22 protein-coding genes are annotated in these 20744 nt (G+C 67.5%); 9 read left to right on the forward strand and 13 right to left on the reverse strand.

All coding sequences use genetic code 11. The features are described 5' to 3' along the window. Window position 1: 1 nt before the first annotated feature. The 6 genes from C447_RS16840 to ahaH all read right to left on the reverse strand — a co-directional run bounded on the left by C447_RS16840 (window position 2) and on the right by ahaH (window position 5007). Window positions 2–328, reverse strand: coding sequence for a V-type ATP synthase subunit F (locus C447_RS16840; protein ID WP_007696066.1), 327 nt, complete (start codon window positions 326–328; stop codon window positions 2–4). Window positions 329–377: 49 nt separating this feature from the next. Further along, window positions 378–1430, reverse strand: a complete 1053-nt coding sequence (locus C447_RS16845) for a V-type ATP synthase subunit C (protein ID WP_007696068.1) — start codon at window positions 1428–1430, stop codon at window positions 378–380. Next, on the reverse strand, window positions 1427–2008 hold the full coding sequence (locus C447_RS16850) for a V-type ATP synthase subunit E (RefSeq protein ID WP_007696070.1): 582 nt from the start codon (window positions 2006–2008) through the stop codon (window positions 1427–1429). The genes C447_RS16845 and C447_RS16850 overlap by 4 nt, the downstream gene beginning before the upstream one ends. Window positions 2009–2017: 9 nt before the next feature. After that, window positions 2018–2308: a hypothetical protein gene (locus C447_RS16855; protein ID WP_007696071.1), complete on the reverse strand. Its 291-nt coding sequence runs from the start codon at window positions 2306–2308 to the stop codon at window positions 2018–2020. Between the two features lie 169 nt (window positions 2309–2477). Then, window positions 2478–4688, reverse strand: coding sequence for a V-type ATP synthase subunit I (locus C447_RS16860; protein WP_010612032.1), 2211 nt, complete (start codon window positions 4686–4688; stop codon window positions 2478–2480). Then, a complete protein-coding gene (gene ahaH, locus C447_RS16865) occupies window positions 4675–5007 on the reverse strand; it encodes an ATP synthase archaeal subunit H (protein WP_007696075.1) in 333 nt (110 codons plus the stop codon). The genes C447_RS16860 and ahaH overlap by 14 nt, the downstream gene beginning before the upstream one ends. Window positions 5008–5468: 461 nt before the next feature. Here ahaH and C447_RS16870 point away from each other — a divergent pair, with 461 nt between their 5' ends. Beyond that, window positions 5469–6869 carry a glycosyltransferase family protein gene (locus C447_RS16870; RefSeq protein WP_007696076.1) on the forward strand — a complete coding sequence of 467 codons (1401 nt, stop codon included), beginning with the start codon at window positions 5469–5471 and terminating at the stop codon, window positions 6867–6869. Here C447_RS16870 and C447_RS17490 read toward each other — a convergent pair. Then, window positions 6840–7241 (reverse strand): DUF7528 family protein, encoded by a 402-nt coding sequence (locus tag C447_RS17490; protein ID WP_079254997.1) that lies wholly within the window; start codon window positions 7239–7241, stop codon window positions 6840–6842. The genes C447_RS16870 and C447_RS17490 overlap by 30 nt on opposite strands. Window positions 7242–7446: 205 nt before the next feature. On the opposite strand from C447_RS17490, the gene C447_RS16880 reads away from it, so the two are divergent. Both C447_RS16880 and C447_RS16885 read left to right on the forward strand, forming a co-directional pair. Further along, window positions 7447–8163 (forward strand): DUF7117 family protein, encoded by a 717-nt coding sequence (locus C447_RS16880; protein ID WP_007696080.1) that lies wholly within the window; start codon window positions 7447–7449, stop codon window positions 8161–8163. An 83-nt stretch (window positions 8164–8246) separates the two neighbouring features. Further along, entirely contained in the window at window positions 8247–9203 is a 957-nt protein-coding gene (locus C447_RS16885) for a TIGR03557 family F420-dependent LLM class oxidoreductase (RefSeq protein WP_007696082.1), read from the forward strand. A gap of 4 nt (window positions 9204–9207) precedes the next feature. Here the strand turns inward: C447_RS16885 and folD are convergent, their stop codons facing one another. Together folD and glyA are read right to left on the reverse strand one after the other, a co-directional pair. Continuing rightward, on the reverse strand, window positions 9208–10101 hold the full coding sequence (folD, locus tag C447_RS16890) for a bifunctional methylenetetrahydrofolate dehydrogenase/methenyltetrahydrofolate cyclohydrolase FolD (RefSeq protein ID WP_007696084.1): 894 nt from the start codon (window positions 10099–10101) through the stop codon (window positions 9208–9210). A gap of 65 nt (window positions 10102–10166) precedes the next feature. After that, complete coding sequence (gene glyA / locus C447_RS16895; protein WP_007696086.1) at window positions 10167–11414, reverse strand: serine hydroxymethyltransferase; 1248 nt, start codon at window positions 11412–11414, stop codon at window positions 10167–10169. Window positions 11415–11525: 111 nt separating this feature from the next. Between glyA and C447_RS16900 the strand changes: the two genes are divergently transcribed. The 3 genes from C447_RS16900 to C447_RS18845 all read left to right on the forward strand — a co-directional run bounded on the left by C447_RS16900 (window position 11526) and on the right by C447_RS18845 (window position 14835). Next, entirely contained in the window at window positions 11526–11789 is a 264-nt protein-coding gene (locus C447_RS16900) for a DUF5827 family protein (protein WP_007696088.1), read from the forward strand. Window positions 11790–11889: 100 nt separating this feature from the next. Further along, entirely contained in the window at window positions 11890–14331 is a 2442-nt protein-coding gene (locus C447_RS16905; protein WP_007696091.1) for an ATP-dependent DNA helicase, read from the forward strand. Between the two features lie 381 nt (window positions 14332–14712). Then, window positions 14713–14835 (forward strand): hypothetical protein, encoded by a 123-nt coding sequence (locus C447_RS18845; protein ID WP_272942144.1) that lies wholly within the window; start codon window positions 14713–14715, stop codon window positions 14833–14835. A gap of 440 nt (window positions 14836–15275) precedes the next feature. Here the strand turns inward: C447_RS18845 and C447_RS16910 are convergent, their stop codons facing one another. Beyond that, a complete protein-coding gene (locus C447_RS16910) occupies window positions 15276–15413 on the reverse strand; it encodes a hypothetical protein (protein ID WP_029601719.1) in 138 nt (45 codons plus the stop codon). 277 nt (window positions 15414–15690) lie between these two features. On the opposite strand from C447_RS16910, the gene C447_RS18005 reads away from it, so the two are divergent. Next, window positions 15691–15879, forward strand: coding sequence for a hypothetical protein (locus C447_RS18005; RefSeq protein ID WP_160162932.1), 189 nt, complete (start codon window positions 15691–15693; stop codon window positions 15877–15879). 37 nt (window positions 15880–15916) lie between these two features. Next, window positions 15917–16066 (forward strand): hypothetical protein, encoded by a 150-nt coding sequence (locus C447_RS18290; RefSeq protein WP_007696094.1) that lies wholly within the window; start codon window positions 15917–15919, stop codon window positions 16064–16066. A 37-nt stretch (window positions 16067–16103) separates the two neighbouring features. Here the strand turns inward: C447_RS18290 and C447_RS16915 are convergent, their stop codons facing one another. From C447_RS16915 to C447_RS16925, 3 genes are all read right to left on the reverse strand, one after another. Further along, on the reverse strand, window positions 16104–16871 hold the full coding sequence (locus C447_RS16915; RefSeq protein ID WP_007696096.1) for a CAP domain-containing protein: 768 nt from the start codon (window positions 16869–16871) through the stop codon (window positions 16104–16106). Between the two features lie 57 nt (window positions 16872–16928). Continuing rightward, window positions 16929–17438, reverse strand: coding sequence for an NUDIX domain-containing protein (locus C447_RS16920; RefSeq protein WP_007696098.1), 510 nt, complete (start codon window positions 17436–17438; stop codon window positions 16929–16931). Between the two features lie 125 nt (window positions 17439–17563). Further along, on the reverse strand, window positions 17564–19357 hold the full coding sequence (locus C447_RS16925) for a S9 family peptidase (protein WP_007696100.1): 1794 nt from the start codon (window positions 19355–19357) through the stop codon (window positions 17564–17566). 201 nt (window positions 19358–19558) lie between these two features. On the opposite strand from C447_RS16925, the gene C447_RS16930 reads away from it, so the two are divergent. Then, the coding region (locus tag C447_RS16930; RefSeq protein ID WP_007696102.1) for a hypothetical protein at window positions 19559–20744 on the forward strand (1186 nt) is incomplete at its 3' end.

Consider the following 20744-nt stretch of genomic DNA (forward strand, 5'->3'; position numbering starts at 1 on the left):
TTTAGGTGTCGTCCATCAGGTCGATGCCGATGGCGCGTTTGATCTGCTCGCGCAGCCCGCCGCTGCCCGCCTCGTCGCCGCCGAGCGTCACCAGCGTGGGTTCGATGCTGGTTTCGGCGTCCTGTCGTACGCCGCGCGAGAGGTACTCGGTGTCGGCGTCGGCCATCACCACGATCCCGACGTCATCGTTCGCGAACACCCGCTCGACGGCGTCGTCGAGCTTTTCGTCCTTTTCGTCCTCCGCGACGTTCTCGATCTCGCGAACGCCCGCGAGGCGAAAGCCGGTGGTGAACTCCGGCGTGCCGATGACCGCGATCTCCTGGCTCATTGGTGTTCGTCCCCCGCCCTACGCGACCCACCGGTTTCGGCGTGTCGGTTCATCGGAGGACGAGGTCCTCCTCGATCGTCTCGGGGTCGAGCCCCGCGGCCCGACCGCGGGCGATCGCCCGGACGTTGTCGACCTCGCGCTCCTTCGCGAGCACGTAGGCGAACACCGGACAGACCGAGAGCGGGTACCAGTTCGCGAGCCGGCCGGCGTACTCCGCCAGCGCGGCGTCGAGCGCGCGCTCGAAACCCGTCAGGCTGTCCGCGTCGTCGAGCGCGTCGAGCGCCGCGTCGAGTTCGTCGCCGTACCGGCTGTCGGCCAGCCGGGCGGCGAGCTCGTCGGGGTTGTCCGCGACCCCCGCGAGGTCCGATTCGTCGAACAGCCGCCCGCCCTCGATGAAGTAGGCCGCGGGGTCGGTGTCCGCGCCCGAGCGCGCCAGCCGGAGCGCGTTCCGGGCGTTCCGGAAGTCGATCTCGGCTTCGAGGAACTTGAGGTAGAGCCGTCGAGCGTTGCTCTCGCCGGGTCGCACCGCCAGCAGTTCCTCGTAGTAGGCCCGGTCGATCGCGTTTTCGATCGGCACCAGCGTGCCGGTCGACTCGTACTCGTCGAGCGCGCTCTCCAGGGGCGGCCCGAAGACGGTGTCCGAGAGCCCCTCGACGACGGCCTCGATCGAGTCGGCTTCGAGCAGCCGGTCGAGACGGTCCTCGTCGAACTCGCCGGTTCGAACCAGGTCGTTCTCGACGCTCTCGCGACCGGTGTCGGCGTAGATCCCCCGGAGTATCGTCTTGACGTTCCACGCGTCGAACTTCCGGAGGTAGCGCGCGATGTCGTCGTAGAGCGGGCCGCTCGCCCACCGCAGGAGGTCCTCGAAGTCCTTCGCGAGGTTCCGGGCGAGCGCGTGCTCGACCAGGTCGACGCCCGAGTGGCGAGTCCCGAGCGCGTTCATCTCCTCTTCGTACTGCGATTCCTCCATGAATCGCGCGATACCGCTTGGCTCCATCCGCACCAGCTGTTGGTAGTCCTCCTCGTCGAACAGGTTCGCCCGGCGCGATCGTACCCGGGCGGTGACGTACTCGTAGTTCGAGTCGGTGGCGCGCGTGCTCATTGGTCGAACAGCCTGGAACTCACGGCTTTGAGTTCGTCGTCCCAGACCGAATCGAGCATCGAATCGAACGTGTTGTTGACCCGAACCCGCGAGGCCTCGCTCTCGGCGACTACACCACCGAGACAGTCGTACTCCCCGGCGTGCTCGAAGCCGTCGTACTCCGTGGCGAGCGTGGCGAGCAGGTCGGCGTCGTCGGCTCGACCGTAGAGGCCGACCGACGCGCCGTCGTCGAACTCCGCCGCGGCGTCCTCGAGCAGCGCCCGCGTGAGCTCCTCGCGCTCCTCGCCCGAGAGACCCGCGACCCGGTCTTCGACCGTCTCGCGGAGGTCGGAGAGGACCTCCCGCCGTGTTTCGAGCCGGAGCTGTTTGGCCTCGAGCTTCACGCTCGAGAGCCGCTGGTCGCGTTCGCGCTCGATCTGCGTTTCGACCTCGCGCTCGCGTTCGGAGACCGTCTCCTCGGCGTCGGCTTCGGCCTCGTCGACGATCTCCGCGGCGCGTTCGTCGGCCGCCTCGCGGATGCGTTCGGCGCGTTCGCGTGCTTCCTCCTTGACGTCCTCGGCGACGGTTTCGAGACTCATTCCATCACCTTACGCGCCGGCGAGGAAGAACGCCACGAATCCGATGATGATCACGGTCTCGGGGATCACCGTCAGGAAGATGGCGATCCCGAGCGAGATCGAGCCTTCCGAGTACGCACCGACGGCCGCGGCACCGATGCCGCGCTGTGCGTTCCCGGTACCGACCCCGGCGAGGCCGACGCCGATCGCCGCGAGACCGCTCGCGAGCGCCGCCGCGGCTTCGGTCGACATTCCACCGCCACCGCCGCCCTGTTGTAGCAGTACCCCCGGATCGACGAGCGCGCTGATGAGTTCTAGCATGGCGTCAGTTGTCCTCGTTCCGTGTGTCGTCGGTCATTGTCGAACGGGCTAAAGTCCCCGCACCAGCCACATAAAACTTCTCAAAATATTCGCCGTAGACCGAACGAACAGGCTCAAATACGTGGTTTGAGTAGTTCTCGAAATCGGCCGGTTTCGAAACGAACCCGCCCTACTCTTCGAGGGTGTGGGTCCGTTCGTGGCCGAACGGTTCGTACTGGTCGCCGCCGCCCTCGTAGAACTGGTTGAAGAACTCGACGTACTCAAGCCGCACGGCCTGGAGGCCGGCGCTCATGACGCCGACGCCGAGCACCAGCAGGTGGCCGACCACGAGCAGCACCATCCCGAAGGCCGCACCGGCGATGCCCATGTGGATCAGCCCGCCGAACATCAGCGAGGCCTCGCCGCTCAGGGTCTCGACGTAGCCCGGTCCGTGGGTGAACAGGAGGTGGAACTCGCCGTTGTGCTCGTAGGCCCCGAAGACCAGCAGGTTGACCGCGAACGCCAGCCCGACCTCCGCGAGCACCTCCGCGGCGAGCCGGGTGTACGAGAGGGGGTTGACGAAGGCCGCTCGAAGCAGCCCTTCGAGGAACCCGACGAGGACACCGATGCCCCCGAAGTGGTTGACCTCGTTGACGATCACGAGGGTGAGTCCGACCACCAGTCCGACGCCGAGGCCGGCCCAGCCGACGGTCGGCGAGAAGCCCGCGAAGCCGAACGCGAACGGCTGGCCGTTGAAGGCCTGGAACATCAGCTCGGGTTTGACGCCCATCAGGGTGCGGCTCATGAGCCAGACCCAGACGCCGAGCATCAGGACGAGGTACGAGCCGCTCTCGAGCATCGCGGTCTTGAAGCTCGTCCGGAGGTTGTCGGCGAAGTCGAAGAGGTAGCCGACCGTCATGTGGAGCAGGCCGAAGAGCACGCTGATCAGGAGCCAGGCGTTCGCGTAGGCCCCGTACGTCGGCATCAGCCCTTTGTGAAGGGGCTGGCTTTCGAGGCCGAGCGCGCCCTCCCAGAGGTACAGCTTGATGAGCTCCGTGCCGAATATCTCGCCGTAGAGTATCCCGAACACGAGCGTGAACCCACCCGCCCACAGCGTGATCGCGCCGAGGGCGCGGATCCCGTCGCTCTCGAAGCGTTTGAACAGCAGGGTGCCCACGGTGAGGTAGACCAGCCCGTAGCCGGCGTCCCCGATCATGAACCCGAACATCAGCGGGAGGGTCAGGAAGAGGACGATCGACGGGTCGATCTCCGAGTACTTCGGCCGGCTCACCGTCTTGACGAGGAGTTCGAAGGGTTTCACCGGGCCCGGGTTGTCCTGGACCACCGGCGGGTCGCGCTTGCCGATGGCGACGTCGGTGCCGCCGTCGGCCGCGACCTCCGCTTCGGTCTCGTCGCTCGATCCACCGTCACCACCCGATTCGGTCGGCTCGCGCTCGGTCACCTGGCCGTCGCTGTTGTAGGAGGCCTGTTCGAGTTCCTCGACGACGACGTGGTCGCCGACCGCCTCCCTGAGCCGCGATTCGAGGTCGTCGAACCGGTCGGTTGGCACCCAGCCCTCGGCGACGAAGGCGTTCTTCGTCGTCGCGAAGGAGAGCGGGGCCTCGCGGCGCTGGACCTCGATCGCGAGCTCCTCCTCGGCGGCGAGCAGGAAGTCCCCGTGCTCGTCGCGGACCTCACGGATCTCGGCTTCGACGTCCTCGACGTCGTCGGCGAGCGCGCTCCGGCGACTGTCGAGGTCGTCGAGGTGGTCCTCGGGGCTGCCCTCGGCGTCGGGCACGTCGACCGCGACGAACTCGGTACCGGTGAGTGCGTCGTCGAGGACGTCCGTCTCGCCCGGCGCGGGCTCGGCGAACACCGCGACTGCGCGCTCGTCGGTGAAGAGTTCGTAGCGTTCGATCGTTTCCGAATCGTCGAGCGCCTCGCGAACTGCCGCTTCGTCGGCCTCGCCCACGCGGGTTTCGAGCGAGTCGTAGCCCGAGAGCAGGTCGAGGTCGATCCCGAGCGCCGCGAGGGGTTCGAGCGCGTCGATCCGGTCGGCGAGGTCGGCACGCTGGCCTTCGAGGTCCTCGCGCCGGTCGTCGAGCTCGTTGGCCCGCGTGCGGACGGTCTCGATCCGGTCGCCCATCCCGTCGAGGTCGATGTGGCTCGTCTCGCGGTCCTCGTCGACGTCGAGGAGCGAGAGGAGCGAGCGCACGGTGACGAGACGGTCGGCGGCCTCGTCGGCCCCCGTGACCGGGTTCCCGGGTTCGAAGCCCTCCCACTCGCCGTCGTAGCCCGTGACGTGGAGGAGGTCGAGCCGGTGGACGGTTTCGATGGTGTCGGTGAGGACGCGCTTCGCGCCCGTGACCGACACCCGGCTCATCCGTTCAGGTCTGAGCATGAACCTCCTCGGTGAACCGCTCGACGACGTAGTCGGCGGTGTCGTCGAGGTTCTCGCGCGCGTTGGATTCGAGTTCCTCGCGCTCCGCGTCGGCCTCGTCGAGGATCGCCTCGCGCTCGGATTCGATCTCCTCGCGGGCGGTTTCGAGCCGTTCCTCTTCGAGTTCGTCGGCCTCCTGTTCGGCCTCCTCACGGATCTCGTCGGCCTCCTCGCGGGCCTCGGCGATCCGCTCCTCGCGGTCGGCTTCCGCCTCCTCGATTATCTCCTCGGCCTCGCGCTCTGCCCCCTGAATTCGGTCGAGCACCTCTGGTCTGGCCATGTCGTTCAGTGAGGCTTGTCCCACCGCCTATTTGGTCGTTCCGGATACCATCGCACAGCGAGTTCGCGATTCGACCCGCACCACTTCAACGAAATCGGCGAATGGATCGTCCGGGATTATCGTGCTCCACGACGAATCAGCCGCAGTGGCGCGCGCTCGCGACCGGTCCGAACGAAAGTGAGGGCCGGTCGCGGACATTGTGCGAGGGATGAGCATCGCAGTGAGTGAGCCGCAGGCGAACGAGCGAGAAGCACAGTCGGTTGGGGAGGAATGTGGCTGTCGCGGGGCGGTGGCGGAGGCGGGGCGGGGGAGTTAGTGGTTGTACCGCGAGTGAGCCGCAGGCGAACGAGCGGCCTTTTTTAGTCCAGGTTTTTGCGAGGAGTGGTTCGCCTCCGGCGAACCCGACGAAGTAAAAAAGTGGTTCGTAAGCGCTTAATCACGCCCGGTCACACCCCCGCTCGATGACCGGTGGGCACCACGAACGCGAGGGGGCGCTGTTCTCGGCCCGCCAACTCGCCGTCATCGCGTGGGTGACCGCCACCTCCGTCGTCTTCTTCAACGTCTTCATCAAGTTCGTCAACCGCCAGCTCCTCGGGAATCCCTACGGCACCCCCGTCTACTGGCCGGTCAGCATCTTCGTCTTCCGGCTGGGGCGGCTCCGGCTGGGCTGGGCGATCCCGATGCTCGTCGCCGCGGTCGGGGTGTTCGCGGTGACGGCGTGGTACCTCCGTGAGGAGCGAACGCGCCTCGCGCCGGTCGTGGTCGCGGGGGTCGTCCTGCTGGTCTGTTCGAACCTCCTGCACGGGTTCACCCACGGGTTCGTCGTCCCGCTCTCGACCCGCGAGGGCTACTACCAGCTCGCCGCCACCGTCGTCGATCCGGTCGCGTTCGTCCGGACCTACGAGGCGAACCAGCTCTCGTACGTCGTCCACGCGCGAACGCACCCGCCGGGGACGGTCCTGACCTTCACCCTCCTCGATCGGGTCTTCGGGTCGCGCCCGGTCGTCACGGCCGCCATCGCGGCCCTCTCGCTCCCGACCTCGGCCGCGTTGGTCTACCGGCTCGTCGGGACCTACTACGAGAGATCGGTCGCCCAGTACACCACGCTGCTGTTCGTGTTGCTCCCCGCCGTCCAGGTGTTCTACCTCGCGACGATCGACGCGGTCATCGCCACGCTGTTGCTCGGGTCGGTGTATTTCTTCACCCGCGAGTCGTGGTGGTGGAGCCTCGCGACGCTCGCCTGCCTGCTCGTCGCCGCCAGCCAGCTGTTCCTGTTCGTCTTCGTCCTCCCGATCCTGGCCGGGATCGCGTTCTTCCGACGCGAGAAGCTGCTCCCGCTCGTCGGCATCGGCGTCGGGCTCGTGGCGTGCTACCTGGTCGTGAAGTTCGGGCTGGGGTACGACTACCTCCACAGCCTCTCGATCGCCTCGGACCAGCAGAACCCCGACGGCTTCATGCTGCTCGCCGACCCCTCGGACTACGTCTTCAGCCGCTTCGAGGATATCGTCGAACTCGGGCTGTTCTTCACCCCGTTCCTCTGTCTGCTCGCGGCCCGTGGCCTCCGGGACCTCTGGGGTGACCTCCGCCCCGAGGGCCGGTGGTGGCTCGTGGACACCGGCGAGCGCGAGCCGTTCGTGATCGCGGCGGCCGCGGTCGTCGGGTTCTGTGCGATGCTCGTCGCGGGCGTCTACCACACCGGCGAGACCGCCCGCGGCGCGCTCTACATCTACCCCTACCTCTGCCTGCCGGTGGCCGCCGTGGTCCACCGCCTCCGACCGGGGTTTCGGGACCGCTGGCTCCTCGCGGGCGCGGTGTTCGGCCAGACACTCCTCTTACAGCTCCTCGGTAGCTACCTCTGGTGAAGTGCGCTTTTCGGCGGTCAGCGGCTGGCGAGCCACAAGCTCGCACGGGAAGTCGGGATGCTCCGCGAGGTGACGCACTACGAGATGACGGCGGCGACCCGAGACCGCGGGGGTATCGACGTCGTCGGCGGTGAACGACGCCGGAAGCGAGCCGAACAGGTCCCGGAGGGCCTCGAACGAGTCGAACACCTTGCGGTGGCCCGCCGACTCCACACCCCGGCGCGCGACGACGTAGCTCCCGTCAGGGCGATGGGTGCCGGTGGTACGAACGAACTCTCGATGTCGTGCGAGCGAGTCGTCGAGGGCCTCCCGGAGCGAGACGGCCTCCGCTCTGGTGAGTTCGTGCGTGCGACCGGCGACCGAAACCGTCACCGAACCCGGAGTCCGTCGGACCGATACCTCATCGCCAGGGGATTTCTCGACCACGAGCGCGGGAACTCGAAGGCATACCGACCGCTCGGCGCGGCACGAACATAAATCCCAGCGGTGGTGCAGACCGAGCTGTCGTCCGTGGTTCGGGTCGCGTTCGGCTCCCGCACGACGGCCACCTTTTCACGCTCGCGGTTCGAGGGAGGGTATGCGCATCCGGGGCGAACGCGAGTGCAAGAACTGCGGTACGCGGTGGTCGTACTACGAGACCGGGAGCGTCGACTGCCCGAACTGCGGGAGCCTCCAGAGCGTCGGCCGCGACGAGCGTACCCAGCACACCGCGAGCGCGGCGACGCTCGACCTCACCGAGGCGCGAAGCCTGCTCGGGTCCGAAGCCGCCGACACCCGCGCCGCGGCCGAACGCGCCGCCGAGACCTGCCGGGAGTTCGTTCGGGAACAGGGGTTCATCCGCGCCGGGGAGCTCGCGCCGCTCGACGGGACCGCCGTCGGCGCACGCGAACTCCGACAGGTCGGCACCGAACTCGCGCGCGGGCTGCGAACGGACGACGACGAGGAACGGTACTTCCTCGACCTCCTCGGCGGCGTCGAAACGGGCGAGCGCCCGCCCCCCGAAGCCGTCCCGGACTCGCTGCGGGCGGCTCGCGGCCGGGCGGTCGCGGGCGCGCTCGACGCCTATCGACGGGACGCGACGGCGTATCTCGACGACCACCCCGATAGCGAGGCGCGGGCGGCGCTCGACAGCCTCGAAGACCACGTCAGGCGGGTCGAGGCGCTCGACGGCGACGTCTCGCCCGACCACGCCGAACGACTCCTCGGGGTCGCGCGCGACGTCGGCACGTACCTCCGCGAGGACGACGAGAACGCGCTGGCGGCCGCACGCGACCGGCTCTCGCGGCTCGGGTAGCGCGACCCGGCACACGTCGGCAGCAGACCTTAGCCCGCAACCGTCGAACCCCGGCGCATGTCGACGACTACCGGTGAGACCCGATGACGGATATCGGCTACACCCTCTCGACCGAGGAGTTCGGCCCGAACGAACTCGTTCGCCAGGCCGAGCGCGCCGAGGAGGTCGGCTTCGACTTCGTGTCGAGCTCGGACCACTACCACCCCTGGACCAGCGAGCAGGGCGAAGCGCCCTTCGTCTGGCCCGTGCTGGGTGGGGTCGCCGAGGCCACCGACGATATCAACGTCGGTGTGGGCGTCAACTGCCCCATCATGCGTATCCACCCCGCCGTGGTGGCCCACGCCGCCGCGACCGCCGCCGAGATGCTGGAGGGACGCTTCTTCTTCGGCGTCGGCACCGGCGAGCTCCTCAACGAGCACGTCGTGGGCGAGCACTGGCCCTCCCAACCCGTTCGCCTCGAAATGCTCGAAGAGGCCGTCGAGGTCATCCGCAAGCTCTGGGAGGGCGGACAGACCAGCCACTACGGCGACCACTACACCGTCGAGAACGCGCGGCTGTTCACCCTCCCCGACGAGCTCCCGCCGATCGTGGTCTCGGCCTTCGGCGAGCGCGCCGCAACCAGCGCGGGCGAGATGGGGGACGCGTTCTGGTCCGTCGGTCCGCGGGACGACCTCCTCGACACCTACGAGGAGGCCGGCGGTTCGGACCCGTCGTACTGCCAACTGCACGCCTGCTACGCCGATTCGGAGGACGAGGCCGTCGAGACCGCCCACGAGGTGTGGCCCAACTCCGGGCTCCCCGGTGAGCTCGCCGCCGAACTCCCGACCACGACCCACTTCGAGCAGGCCAGTCAGATGGTGACGAAGGAAGACATCCGCGAGGGGTCGATCCTCACCGAACCCAGCGCCGACGCCCACATCGAGAACATCCAGAACGCGATCGACGCGGGCTATAGCCACATTTACATGCACCAGATCGGCGACGACCAGGAAGCGCTCCTCGACCTCTACGAGAACGAAGTCCTGCCGAGCTTCGACTGAGAAATTACGGAAGGTCGACGTCGACGCCCTCCTGTTCGCTCGCGGCCTTCACGGTGTTGTAGAGGAGCATCGCGCGCGTCATCGGCCCCACACCACCGGGCACGGGCGTGATGGCGCTCGCCTGCTCCTTCGCCGACTCGAACTCGACGTCGCCGACGAGTTCGTAGCCTTTCTCGGTGTCGGCGTCCACCCGGTTCACCCCGACGTCGATCACTACTGCACCCTCGCCGATCATCGAGCCGTCGACGAGTTCGGGCGCGCCGACCGCCGCGACCACGACGTCGGCGTTTCGCGTCTTCTCGGCCAGATCCTGGGTTCGTGAGTGACAGACGGTGACCGTCGCGTTGCCGTCGTCGGCCTTCTGGAGCAGGAGGTTCGCGAGCGGTTTGCCGACGATGCGCGAGCGCCCGACGATGGTGATGTCCTTGCCCTCGGTGTCGACGTTCGCCGATGCGAGGAGTTTCTGGACCCCGTGCGGCGTACAGGGTTTGAATCGCGCGTCGCCCGCGACGAGGCGGCCGACGTTCTCGGGGTGGAAGCCGTCGACGTCCTTCGCGGGGTCGATCCGGCGGATGACCTCCCGATAGTCGATCTGGTCGGGGGTCGGGTCCTGGACGAGGTAGCCGTGGACCTCGGGGTCGTCGTTGAGTTCGTCGATGGTCGAGTTGAGGTCGTCCTGCGAGGCGTCGGCGGGGAGTTCGACGTGGACGCCGTTGATCCCGACCTCCTCGCAGTCGCGCTGTTTCATCGAGACGTAGGTCTCGCTCGCGGGGTCGTCGCCGACCAGTACGGTGGCGAGCCCGGGCGTCACGCCGGCGTCCTCGAAGGTCGCGATACAGTCTTCGAGGCTCGATCGAATATCGTCGGCGACGGCGTTGCCGTCGATGACGTCGGTCATAGGGGACCACTGGGAGCCGTGCTAATCAATGCCTCGGTCCGGGGAGTGGTCGGTGCCGTCCGGGCCTACTCGTAGAGCGGGAAGCGCTCGCAGAGCGCGTCGACGTCGGCCGAGACCTCCTCGACGACGCTCCCGTCGTCGGGGGCGTCCACGACGCGCGCGATACAGTCGGCGACCTCGCGGCAGGCCTCGGAATCGAAGCCGCGGGTCGTGAGCGCGGGCGTGCCCGCTCGGATCCCGCTGGCGACGAAGTTCGAGCGGGTCTCGCCCGGGACCGTGTTCGCGTTGAGCACGATGCCCGTCTCTTCGAGGGCTTCCTCGACATCTTTTCCCGTGGTGTCGGGGTGGGATTCCCGGAGGTCGCAGAGCACGAGGTGGGTGTCGGTTCCACCCGAAACCAGGCCGAGGCCGTGTTCCTGCAGCCGGTCGCCGAGCGCCGTCGCGTTCTCGACCACCTGGTTCGCGTACTCCTCGAACTCGGGTTCGAGCGCCTCGCCGAACCCGACCGCTTTGCCCGCGATGTTGTGCATCAGCGGCCCGCCCTGCATCCCGGGGATGATCGCCGCGTCGATGGCGTCGGCGTGCGCCTCGCTCGACAGGATCATCCCGCCGCGGCCCGAGCGGATGGTCTTGTGGGTGCTCCCGGTGACGAAGTCCGCGACCCCGACGGGCGAGGTGTGAACGCCGGCCGCGACCAGTCCCGTGATGTGGGCGATGTCGGCGAGCTGGTAGGCGTCGACGCTCTCGGCGATCGCCTGGAAGCGCTCCCAGTCGACCTCGCGCGGGTAGGCCGAGTAGCCCGAGATGATCATGTCGGGATCGAACGCCTTGGCGTGTTCCTCGATGGCCTCGTAGTCGAGTCGCCCGGTGTCGGGGTCGACCCCGTAGTGTTCGACCTCGTACACCTTCCCGGCGAAGTTCGCCTTGAAGCCGTGTGAGAGGTGGCCACCGTTGGTGAGGTCCATCGAGAGGATCTTGTCGCCGGGTTCGAGCGCGGCGAGGTAGACCGCCATGTTTGCCTGCGAGCCGCTGTGGGGCTGGACGTTGACGTACTCGGCCCCCCAGAGCTCCGTCGCGCGGTCGATGGCCAACTGTTCGACCTCGTCGGCGTACTCACAGCCGCCGTAGTAGCGCTCGCCGGGGTAGCCCTCGGCGTACTTGTTGGTGAGCGCGCTGCTCTGGGCGTCCATCACCGCGGGACTGACGTGATTCTCGCTCGCGATCATCGAGAGCGTCGAACGCTGCCGGTCGAGTTCGCCGTCGAGCGCCTCCGCGACCGCCGGGTCCGTGTGCCGAACGTCCTCGTAGTCCATAATCGACCCTTCGGTCGCACCGTCAATAGCGTACCGATACCGGCCCACGTTCCCGTTGGCCGCCATTGACGAGACCGCCGAGGATTTAGTCCGGTCGCGTCTATCCGACCCATGCCACGCCCGAAGTCCTCGTTCGACCGGCTCCGCCCGTTCCAGTTCCGTGAACCCGGTGACGTGCTCGACGACGACACGATGTACACCGTCTACGAGATCGCCCGGCTGCTCCAGGGGCTCGACCCCGAGACCGAACTCGACATCGAGACCGAGGACGTGCTGCTCGACTGGGCGATCCCGTGGATGGTGACGAACGCCGAGGAGCTCTGCTTCGCCGACCCCGTCGCCGACGACGAACCCGGCCACTACGGTCTCGCGTGAGCCACACACCGGGTTTCGTCGGGGACAGCTGTCACCGAACCGTCCGGCCGCGGCGAGCGAAGCCCTATACCCGAGGGCGCACGAACCCGGCACACGAACGATGAGCGGCGAAGGGACCGGCAGCGAGACGGCCGCCGCGACCGGCGAGCCCCGCGAGAACCCAACCGGACCCGGTTCGGAAACCGCCTGGCGCGACGTCTTCGGCTACGAGGAACCCTACGAGAACCAGGCCGACGCGATCGAGACCGCGATCGAGACGGGCGAGCAGGGTGGCTACCTCGTGATGGAGGGGGCCTGCGGGACCGGCAAGACGATGGCGGCGCTCACCGCCGCCGGAACCCTCCTCCGCGAGACCGACCGCTACGACAACGTCCTCGTCGTGACGCCGGTCAAACAGCAGCGCCAGCAGTTCATCGAGGACCTCAGAGCCATCAACGAGAGCGTCGACGAGCCCTTCGACGGGCTGGCGCTGGTCGGCAAAGCCGACCTCTGTCCCTACGAGCGCGTCGGCGCGTTCGAGGAGAGTACACAAGAGGCCTGCGAGGAGCTCCGGGATCACACTTCGGGGCTGGTCGCGCACGGCGACGGCGGCGGTGAGGGCGAGGTCTGGTGGGACTCGGCGCGTGCCGGCGAGCTCGTCTCCTCGGCACGGGTCGACGCCGACACCTGGAACACGCTCGACGAGAACCTCACGACGGCGGGCCACACCGCACCGTACCCCACCGCACGGCCGACCGCGCCCGACTCGCTGGCCGAGGGCGACCACGCACCCACCTTCTGCCCGTTCGAGGCCGACTGGTACGCGCGTGACAAGTCGGTCCCCGTGAGCTTCGACGCCGGCGAGGGGAACGTCGTCACGACGGACGAACTCCTCGCGGGGTCGGTTCCGGCGGGCACCTGCCCGCACCGCTCGATGGGGACGCTGCTCGACGACGCCGACGTGATCGTGGGGAACTACACCCACCTCTTCGACCCGCGAACCCGCGCGCTCACCGACGGCGCGGTCGACGACCGGACCCTCGTGATCGTCGACGAGGCCCACCGATTGGAGGGGAGGGTTCGGGAGATGCTGAGCGATCGAGTGGGGATCCACTCGCTCCGGCGGGCGCGCAACGACGTCCAGTACCTCCGCACGCGGGCGGGTCAGTCGCGCGAGCACCGCGCCCAGGTCGCCGAACTGCTCGACCCCCACGAGGTCGGCACCGACTCGCTCGAACGCGTCGAGGCGTTCTTCGACGAGGCCATCGACTGGCTCGACGACCGCGTGGAGACGTATCTCGCGAACGAATACGGGAACCTCGACCGGGCGGCGGGCGACCTCCCGGACGACATCGAGATCCCGCTTCGCGACCCCGAGGTCGAGGAACGCGACGAGTTCTCGGAGTGGGCACGCGAGGCGGGCTACTCGGCCTCCTTCTGCAAGTCGCTCCACTCGGTCGGTGCGGCGGTCGAGGACGTGCTGGGGACCGTCGCGCCGGAGCGCTCGTGCGTCTGCGGCGACGTCGGCCGGCTCGTCGCGCGGTGGTGGACCCGCGACCACGCCTCCTACTTCCGGGAGGTCACGCTCACGAGCACCGACCGCGAGCATCTGGAGGGCTGGGAGCGCCACTACACCGCCGCGCTGTTCTGCTATGACTGTCTGCCCGCCGAGGACCTGAAGGCGCGCTTCGCGAACCTCGGCGGCGGCGTGCTGATGAGCGCGACGCTCGAACCGATCGACGTCTTCCGTGAGTGCGTGGGGCTCGACGGGGTCGCGGTCGAGGATTCGGACGGGACGGACGACGAAACGGACGAAGGGACGGACGAGGAGGCGGCCGAACCCCGCCCGGTGGTCGAGCGGACCTACGACCTGACGTTTCCCCCGGAGAACCGGGCGAGCTGGGTGGTCGACGCGCCGGCGTTCACCGCCCGAAACCGCGGCCCGCCGACGGAGGGCAACGACGTTCGCGAGACCTACGCCTACGCGCTCCGCGAACTCGCGCGGAACCCCGGCAACGTCCTGCTCTGTCTCCCGAGCTATCGCGAGGCGGCGTGGGCGGGCGAGCGCCTCGCGGAGGCGCTCGACAAACCCGTACTCGTCGACGAGCCGTCGAGCGACGCGGCGACCGAGGCGCTCAAACGCGAGTTCTTCGCGGGCGGGGGCAAGGTGCTCGTGACCTCGACCCGGGGAACCCTCACGGAGGGCGTGGACTACGACGGCGACAAACTCGGGACGTGTGCGGTGGTCGGGGTGCCGCTCGTCAACGTGGCCTCACCCCGGATCCGGGCGGTGCGGCGGGCCTACGGGGCCGCCTTCGACGAATCGAAGGCGTTCCGGTACGCGCTCACGGTGCCCGCGGTCCGGCGGGCGCGTCAGGCCATCGGTCGCGTCATCCGCGGGCCCGAGGCTGTCTCTTATACACATCTCTGNGAGATGTGTATAAGAGACAGCCCCGACGCCGAGCGCGAGGAGTTCGTGACGCTGACGCCGATGTTCGTGGAGACGGTTGTCAACCGGTTCGGCACCGAGCATCCCGGGTTCGGTGAACGGAGAACACGCTGACGGTCGTACGTACTTTCGAGTTGCAGGACGAGGCCAGCCGCTGAGACGTTCGTGTCGTGGGCCGATGGGCCGGGGGGTGGCCCGGGCCCACGTTCTCGTGACCAGCCGAGCAGGGGAACGGGTTGACAGACGACGGATGTGGGGGGTGACTGGATCGAACCTACCCGGCAAGTGGGCGTTTCGGTGCGCTCGTTATGGTCCTTTTGGCCAGTTGAGGTTTTCTTGACGGCCGGAACCGCTTGGAGTATCGTCGAGAGTCACCGAACCGGGATCGATGGACGGAGCACGCGATCCTCGGGACGAACCGAGCCGCCCGAACCCGCTCTGAGTGATCGGTGACGTTTATGTGCGTTCCCGTGCTGGCTCCCGGTGGGTGATGCCATGCAAGGGAACAACGGAGCCGACCGGAAGAACGGGCGCACACGAACCTGTCAGCGGTGTGGGAAGGGGATGTCGAGCCCCTACATCAACGACGGGATCTGCTATCACTGTCGGGACCGGTAGCCGTTCGTAGGATTGCGGTCCCGACGAGGGTCTTCGGACGCCGAGAGCCATCTCATCGAGAACGGTTGTTCCGACCGATCGGCTAGAGTCGGTCGTCGGAGAACGGGTGGTCGCGGGAACAGTGACGAGGGCGGAACCGACGGCGGGCGCGCTCTTCGAGTCGAAAACAGGGGGAGGGGAAGGACAGGACCGGGGGGAGTAGTTACGAGTGATGCCAGGCAACGGATCCCCGCGGTGGTCCTACCCGATCCTCGATGCCAGTTCGCCATAAGCTTTGTGTGTACCCTCACATCTCGAATTTAGCTACGTCACATTCGGTACACGAGGCGTTCACCGACCCGACCAGCCTCGATTTCGAGTGGAAGTATCACTAGCCGTAGAACAGCTACCGCTATTGAGCGGTCGGGAATCCCTCGTACCCACGGTCGCGAAAGGGGTGGTCAGTCGTCGCCGACGAACCGGAGCGCGACGCCGAGGGCGATCACCGCGAGGCCCGCGATGGCGCTCATGATCGGCGGAACCGGGAGGAAGAGCAGTACGACACCGGCGAGGATCAACACCGTGGACTTCTGGACCATGCGCGCCCTCGCTGGCCCGGCCGGATACCGTTTATGGTCACGACCCTCGCCCTCTTCACTGAACGCTCGCGGGAGTTCTCATCCGAGACGTGTCCGCAGTGTTCGATGCGAGGCGGACTGAGATCCGTCGTGGCTTCCTAAACGTTATGAAAGTGGGGCTTGGTGACTCATGCATGTCCAAACCGGACGACCAGACGACGGAATCGCCAACGGAGACGTGTGACGAATGCGGCGAGAGCGTGTTGGCGGCGTATCTGGGCGACGGGGTCTGTCCCGAATGCAGGAATTGAGTCGCATGGAGCACACCTCCGAGCAGGAGAAATACCCCGCCCGGTGCGGGAAGTGTGGGTGCATCTTCGTCGTCTCCGAATCCGAAGCGGGCGACTACGCGATGGGAGCGGTCGACTGTCCCGACTGTGGCTCGTCCGAGTTCGAGGAGTTGGAGTACACAGGTGAGGAGTGCTGAGGGAACGTGTTTTCAGTGTAGAGATACCTGATCACACGTGTCCTATCGCACGACCGCTGGCGTCTCGCTCATCACGTCCGGGATCCTCACCCTCGCCCTCGTCTACGCACCCTACCCATCGTTCTACTGGGGGATCGGCTTCATCCTGGTGGGGGTACTTCTCTTCCTCACTCGGCGGATCGTCTGAGGCGTCGTCGCCGTAACCTGCAGAGATTCGGTCGCCGTCAGCAGAACTCCTGGCTCGCGAACACCCTGGTCTGGCCGTCGGTCTCCTGGATGTAGACCCCGATCCCCTCGTTCTCCCAGTAGGGTTTGAGGAGGTTCTCGCGGTGCTCGGTCGAGTTCATCCAGCCGTTGACGATGCCGCGGGCGAGTTCCTCCTGGGTGTCGTACTCGACGGTACGGTTCTCCATCCGAACGGGGGCGTCGTAGTAGGTGTAGAGGATGTTCTCGCCGCCGGTGGCATACCGGAGCCCGTCCATCGGGACGCGACACTGGTAGCCGAACTTCTCGTAGCGGTCGGCGACGGTCTCGCCGTCGGGGCCGACGTGGGCGAAGTAGCTCCGGTTCGCCATGTCGGCGCTGTGGTAGCGCGCCACCGACCGGAGCCCGGTGTCGAAGCTGAGGTTCGAGAGCCCGCGCTCGGCACGCTGTTCGTTGATCCCCTCGTGGACGAGATACTCGAGGCGCGTGCCGTTGAGTTCGCCGGCGTTCGAACTCGGAACCGACGCGTTCGTTTCCGGATCGGCCACGGACCCGGTGTCGCCCGCGACGTCGCTCACGCCGATCGTGCCGACGTCGGCGAGTTCGTCCACGCCCTCGAACGGGCCGAGGTCGGTCGCGTTCCCGACCGCCTCGCCCAGGTCGGACGGCTGGCTCGGCAGCCCGCCGAACGCGAAACCGGCGGCGAGCGCGACCACACAGACCACGAACGCGAGCCGCAGGAGGGTCGAGACGACCCAGCCGACCGCGCCGACGAGCCAGCGAAACATCTATCGGAGGTTCTCGTCGGATAGCTATGTATCTGTCCGTCGGATCGGGGGGTCGCCTCAGATCGCGAGGACGCCGGGGTCGAGGCTGTCGCCCGGCCGGCTGTGTCGCCAGCGAACCGGGCTCTCGGTACACTGGACGGTCTGGTCCGAGCCACAGGAGCCGACGAACAGCACGACGAGACAGTAGATCGGCGGGCGGTCGCGGTCGGATTCGTCGCCGATGCTCACGATCGTGATCCGTTCGACCCCTTCGACCTCGCAGTCGATCCCGGTCGCCTCGCGGACGTTCCGTTTCGCCCCGGCTTCGAGCGACTCGTCGGCGGCGACCGCGCCGCGGGGCGGTGCCCACTCGTTGTGGCGGTCGCGAACGAGCAGGGTCTCGTCGGCGTCGTTGGTGACCCGCACGCCCGCCGCGGCGTGCTCGGCGGTGTCGACCGCGGCGGCCTCCTCGTACCGGGGGCCCGAGACCGACCAGCTCGCCTGGTGGACCGGCGCGGAGCCGTACTCGTCCGTCAGTCGCGAGAGCTGGTCGGTGACCCAGCCCTCCGACCGCTCGGAAGCGCTCATGACACCACCACATCGGTCGGCAGTATAAATCCGGTGTATCGTTCACCGCCGACCGGCCGCCGATTCACCTCATTTCATCCTTTCAGACGTTTCATAGTGGTATTTTCTCAAATAACTGGCTATATTTACACGTGTTCGTCGAGGAATCGGGCGATCCGGCCGTAGGCCTCGATCCGGTTGTCACGCTTGACGATCCCGTGGCCCTCGTCGTCGAAGACCAGCTTCTCGACGGGGACCCCCTGGTCGCGGACGCGCTCGGCGACCTGGTCGGCCTCGCCGACGGGAACCCGCGGGTCGTTCTCGCCGTGGAGGACGAACAGCGGCGCGTCGATGTTCTCGATGTGCGTGAGAGGACTGATGGATTCGAGGAGTTCCCGGTCCTCGTCCAGCGAACCGTACTCGGCCTCGCGGAGCGCGCGCCGCCACGACCCGGTGTTCTCGAGGAAGGTCACGAAGCTCGCGATGCCCACGATATCGACCCCCGCCGCCCACAGGTCCGGGTACTCCGTGAGCGAGGCGAGCGTCATGAAGCCCCCGTAGGAGCCACCCATCACCGCGATCCGGTCGGGATCCACGAGCGGGTGCTCCGTAAGCCACGCGACGCCACGCTCGATGTCGGCCACCGAATCCATCCGTTTCTCCCTGTCGTCGAGGTGGGTGTAGGCCTTCCCGTAGCCCACAGACCCCCTCACGTTCGGCTCGAACACCGCGTACCCCGCCTCGCAGAGGTACTGCGTGACCGGGCTGAACGACGGTCGGCGCTGGCCCTCGGGCCCGCCGTGGATGTCGACCACGACGGGCGTATCACCCGCCGCCGCGTTCGCGGGAACCGAGAAGAACGCGGGTATCGCCCGGCCGTCGAAGGTCTCGTAGCGAACGAGCTCGGGTTCGCGGAAGTCCTCACGCGCGAACCCGGCGCTCGCGGCGCGGGTCCACCGCTCGGCTTCGCCGGTTTCGACCTCGACGACGTGGACGTTGGTGTTCTCCCGGGGACCGGTCACCGTCACCGCGAACCGGTCGGCGTTCCCGTCGAAGGCGATCCCGCCCGCGACGCCGTCGGGGAGGTCGGGGTCGGGGAACGGCTCGACCTCGGTTTCGTCAACGAGGCGGCCGGCGGTGAGTTCGGTGTAGCCGTCGACGTTGCGGGCGAAGACCACTCTTCGAGTGTCCTCGTCGAGCGCGAACCCCTCGACGTTCCAGTCGTCGCCGTCGACCACCGACGCGAGCTCGTGGGTCGCGAGGTCGAGTCGGGCGAGAGACAGCGTATCGGCGTCGTGGTCGGTCACGACGTAGAGCGCCTCGCCCCGTGGCCCCCACGCGGCGTTCAGGAATCGCACGTCGCCCTCGTGCGGCGTGACGTGCTCGATCTCGCCGCTCTCGACGTCGAGCACCGAGAGGTCCTGGTCGAAGCTCGAGTGGGCCTGACTCACGATCAGCCGGTCGTCGTCGGGCGAGAAACCGCCGAGGGTGAGCCAGCCCTCGCCCTCGTGAACGAGGGTCGCCTCGTCGCCGGTTTCGGTGCGTTCCTGGACGTAGACATCGAACACCGAGTTCTCGCGCCGGTTCGCCGCGAACGCGAACCGCTCGCCGTCGTGGCTCCAGCCGCCCCAGCGGTGTTTGGCTTCGGGGGTGTCGGTGAGCGGCCTCACGTCTCCGCCGTCGAGCCGGAAGAGCTGGGCGCGCTCGTTGCCGCCGTCGTCCATCCCGAAGATTAGTTCCTCGCGTTCGGGAGAGTGCGAGACGAACGTGACGCGTTCGTCGAAGAAGGTGCGTTGTTCGGGCCACGCACCCGGTTCGCGGAGCGACCAGACCTGCGGGGTACCGGTGGCGTCGAGGAGGAAGGCGAGTTCGCCGTCGGACGAGAACGAGCCGCCGTAGGCGCTGCGGACGTTGAGATACCGCTCGATGTCCGTGGGCATGGCTCACGTACCCCCGACGACCACAAATCGCTTCGGGTCGCCGGTAGGTGGTCGGCCGAGCGGGACGGTCGTCTCGGAGCCACTGGCCGCCGACCGACTTCCCGCGAAGGCCATTCGTCCGCTCGACGATTGAATTTAGCCCGCCTCGCTACCGACCCTCGGACAAGACAGATAAGGCAACGGAACGTACGGAACTCAACCGTGATCGAACCGGAGCCGGAGTCGAACTCAGTACTTCCCGACGACGAGCGGCTGTCCGCCGTCGAGAAGTGGCTGGCTCCGGCGGTCGGCGTCGCCGTGGTGCTCGTCCTCCTGTTCAGCGTCGGCTTCCTCCTCACCGACTACCTCGGTGATGACGCCGCGGGCGCGGGTGCCGACCAGTCGAACGGCGTCGGCGTCGCGGCCGGGAACGGCACCTCGACGGCGAGCGATATCCCGACGACGCGCGACGTGGCGACGAACGACACCGTGACGGCGGTGGCGACGACGTCAGCGACGGGGAACTCGACTACAGCAGCCACGGCGACACCGACCACTACGGAGGCCACGAACGCCACGGAGCCGACCGCCGATGCCCCAGCAACCGCTGACTCCGATACTGAAACGGACTCGAACAACGAAACGGACGCCGACGCTGGGGCCGGTTCCGACACCGGAGCGGACACCGATACCGAGACGGAGTCGGGTACTGAGGACGATTCCGATAGTGGGGCCGATTCCAGCACCGGAGCGGACAACGATACCGAGACGGCGTCAGATACTGGATCCGATTCCGATACAGAGGGCGATACTGGAGGTGATGCCGATGTCGGAGCGGACGCCGATACTGGGGCCGACACCGATACCGAGACGGAGTCGGATACTGGAGGCGATCCCGATACTGGAGCCAGTTCCGATGCTGGAGCCAGTTCCGATACTGGAGCTAGCCCTAACTCCGGTACTGGGGCCGACACCGATACCGAGACGGACACGGATACCGGAGCTGACGAGAGTGCTGGAGCTGACGACAGTACTGGGTCCAGTTCCGATACCGGAGCTGACGACGATACTGAGGCCGACACGGATACGGAGTCCGGCTCCGATACTGAAACGACAACCTCGACACCGACGACGGCTGAAACCGCGACGGCAACCGACACCGCTACGACGACGGAGACGACGGCCACGGATACGGCGACTGACACCCCAACCGAGACCGAGACGGCCACCGAGACCGAAACGGCCACCGAGACACCGACGGCGGAGCAAACCGCACAAGCCAGTGTCGCGGTCGGTTCCTCGACCGTCGACCCATCGACACCGACGGCGACCGCCGTCACGGCCGCCTCGGCGGAAGCGGTGTCCGACACCACCGCAACCGCGACAGCCACCGAGACGGCTACGGCGA

Origin of the sequence: Halococcus hamelinensis 100A6, assembly GCF_000336675.1 — an archaeon.
Classification (GTDB): Archaea; Halobacteriota; Halobacteria; order Halobacteriales; family Halococcaceae; genus Halococcus; species Halococcus hamelinensis.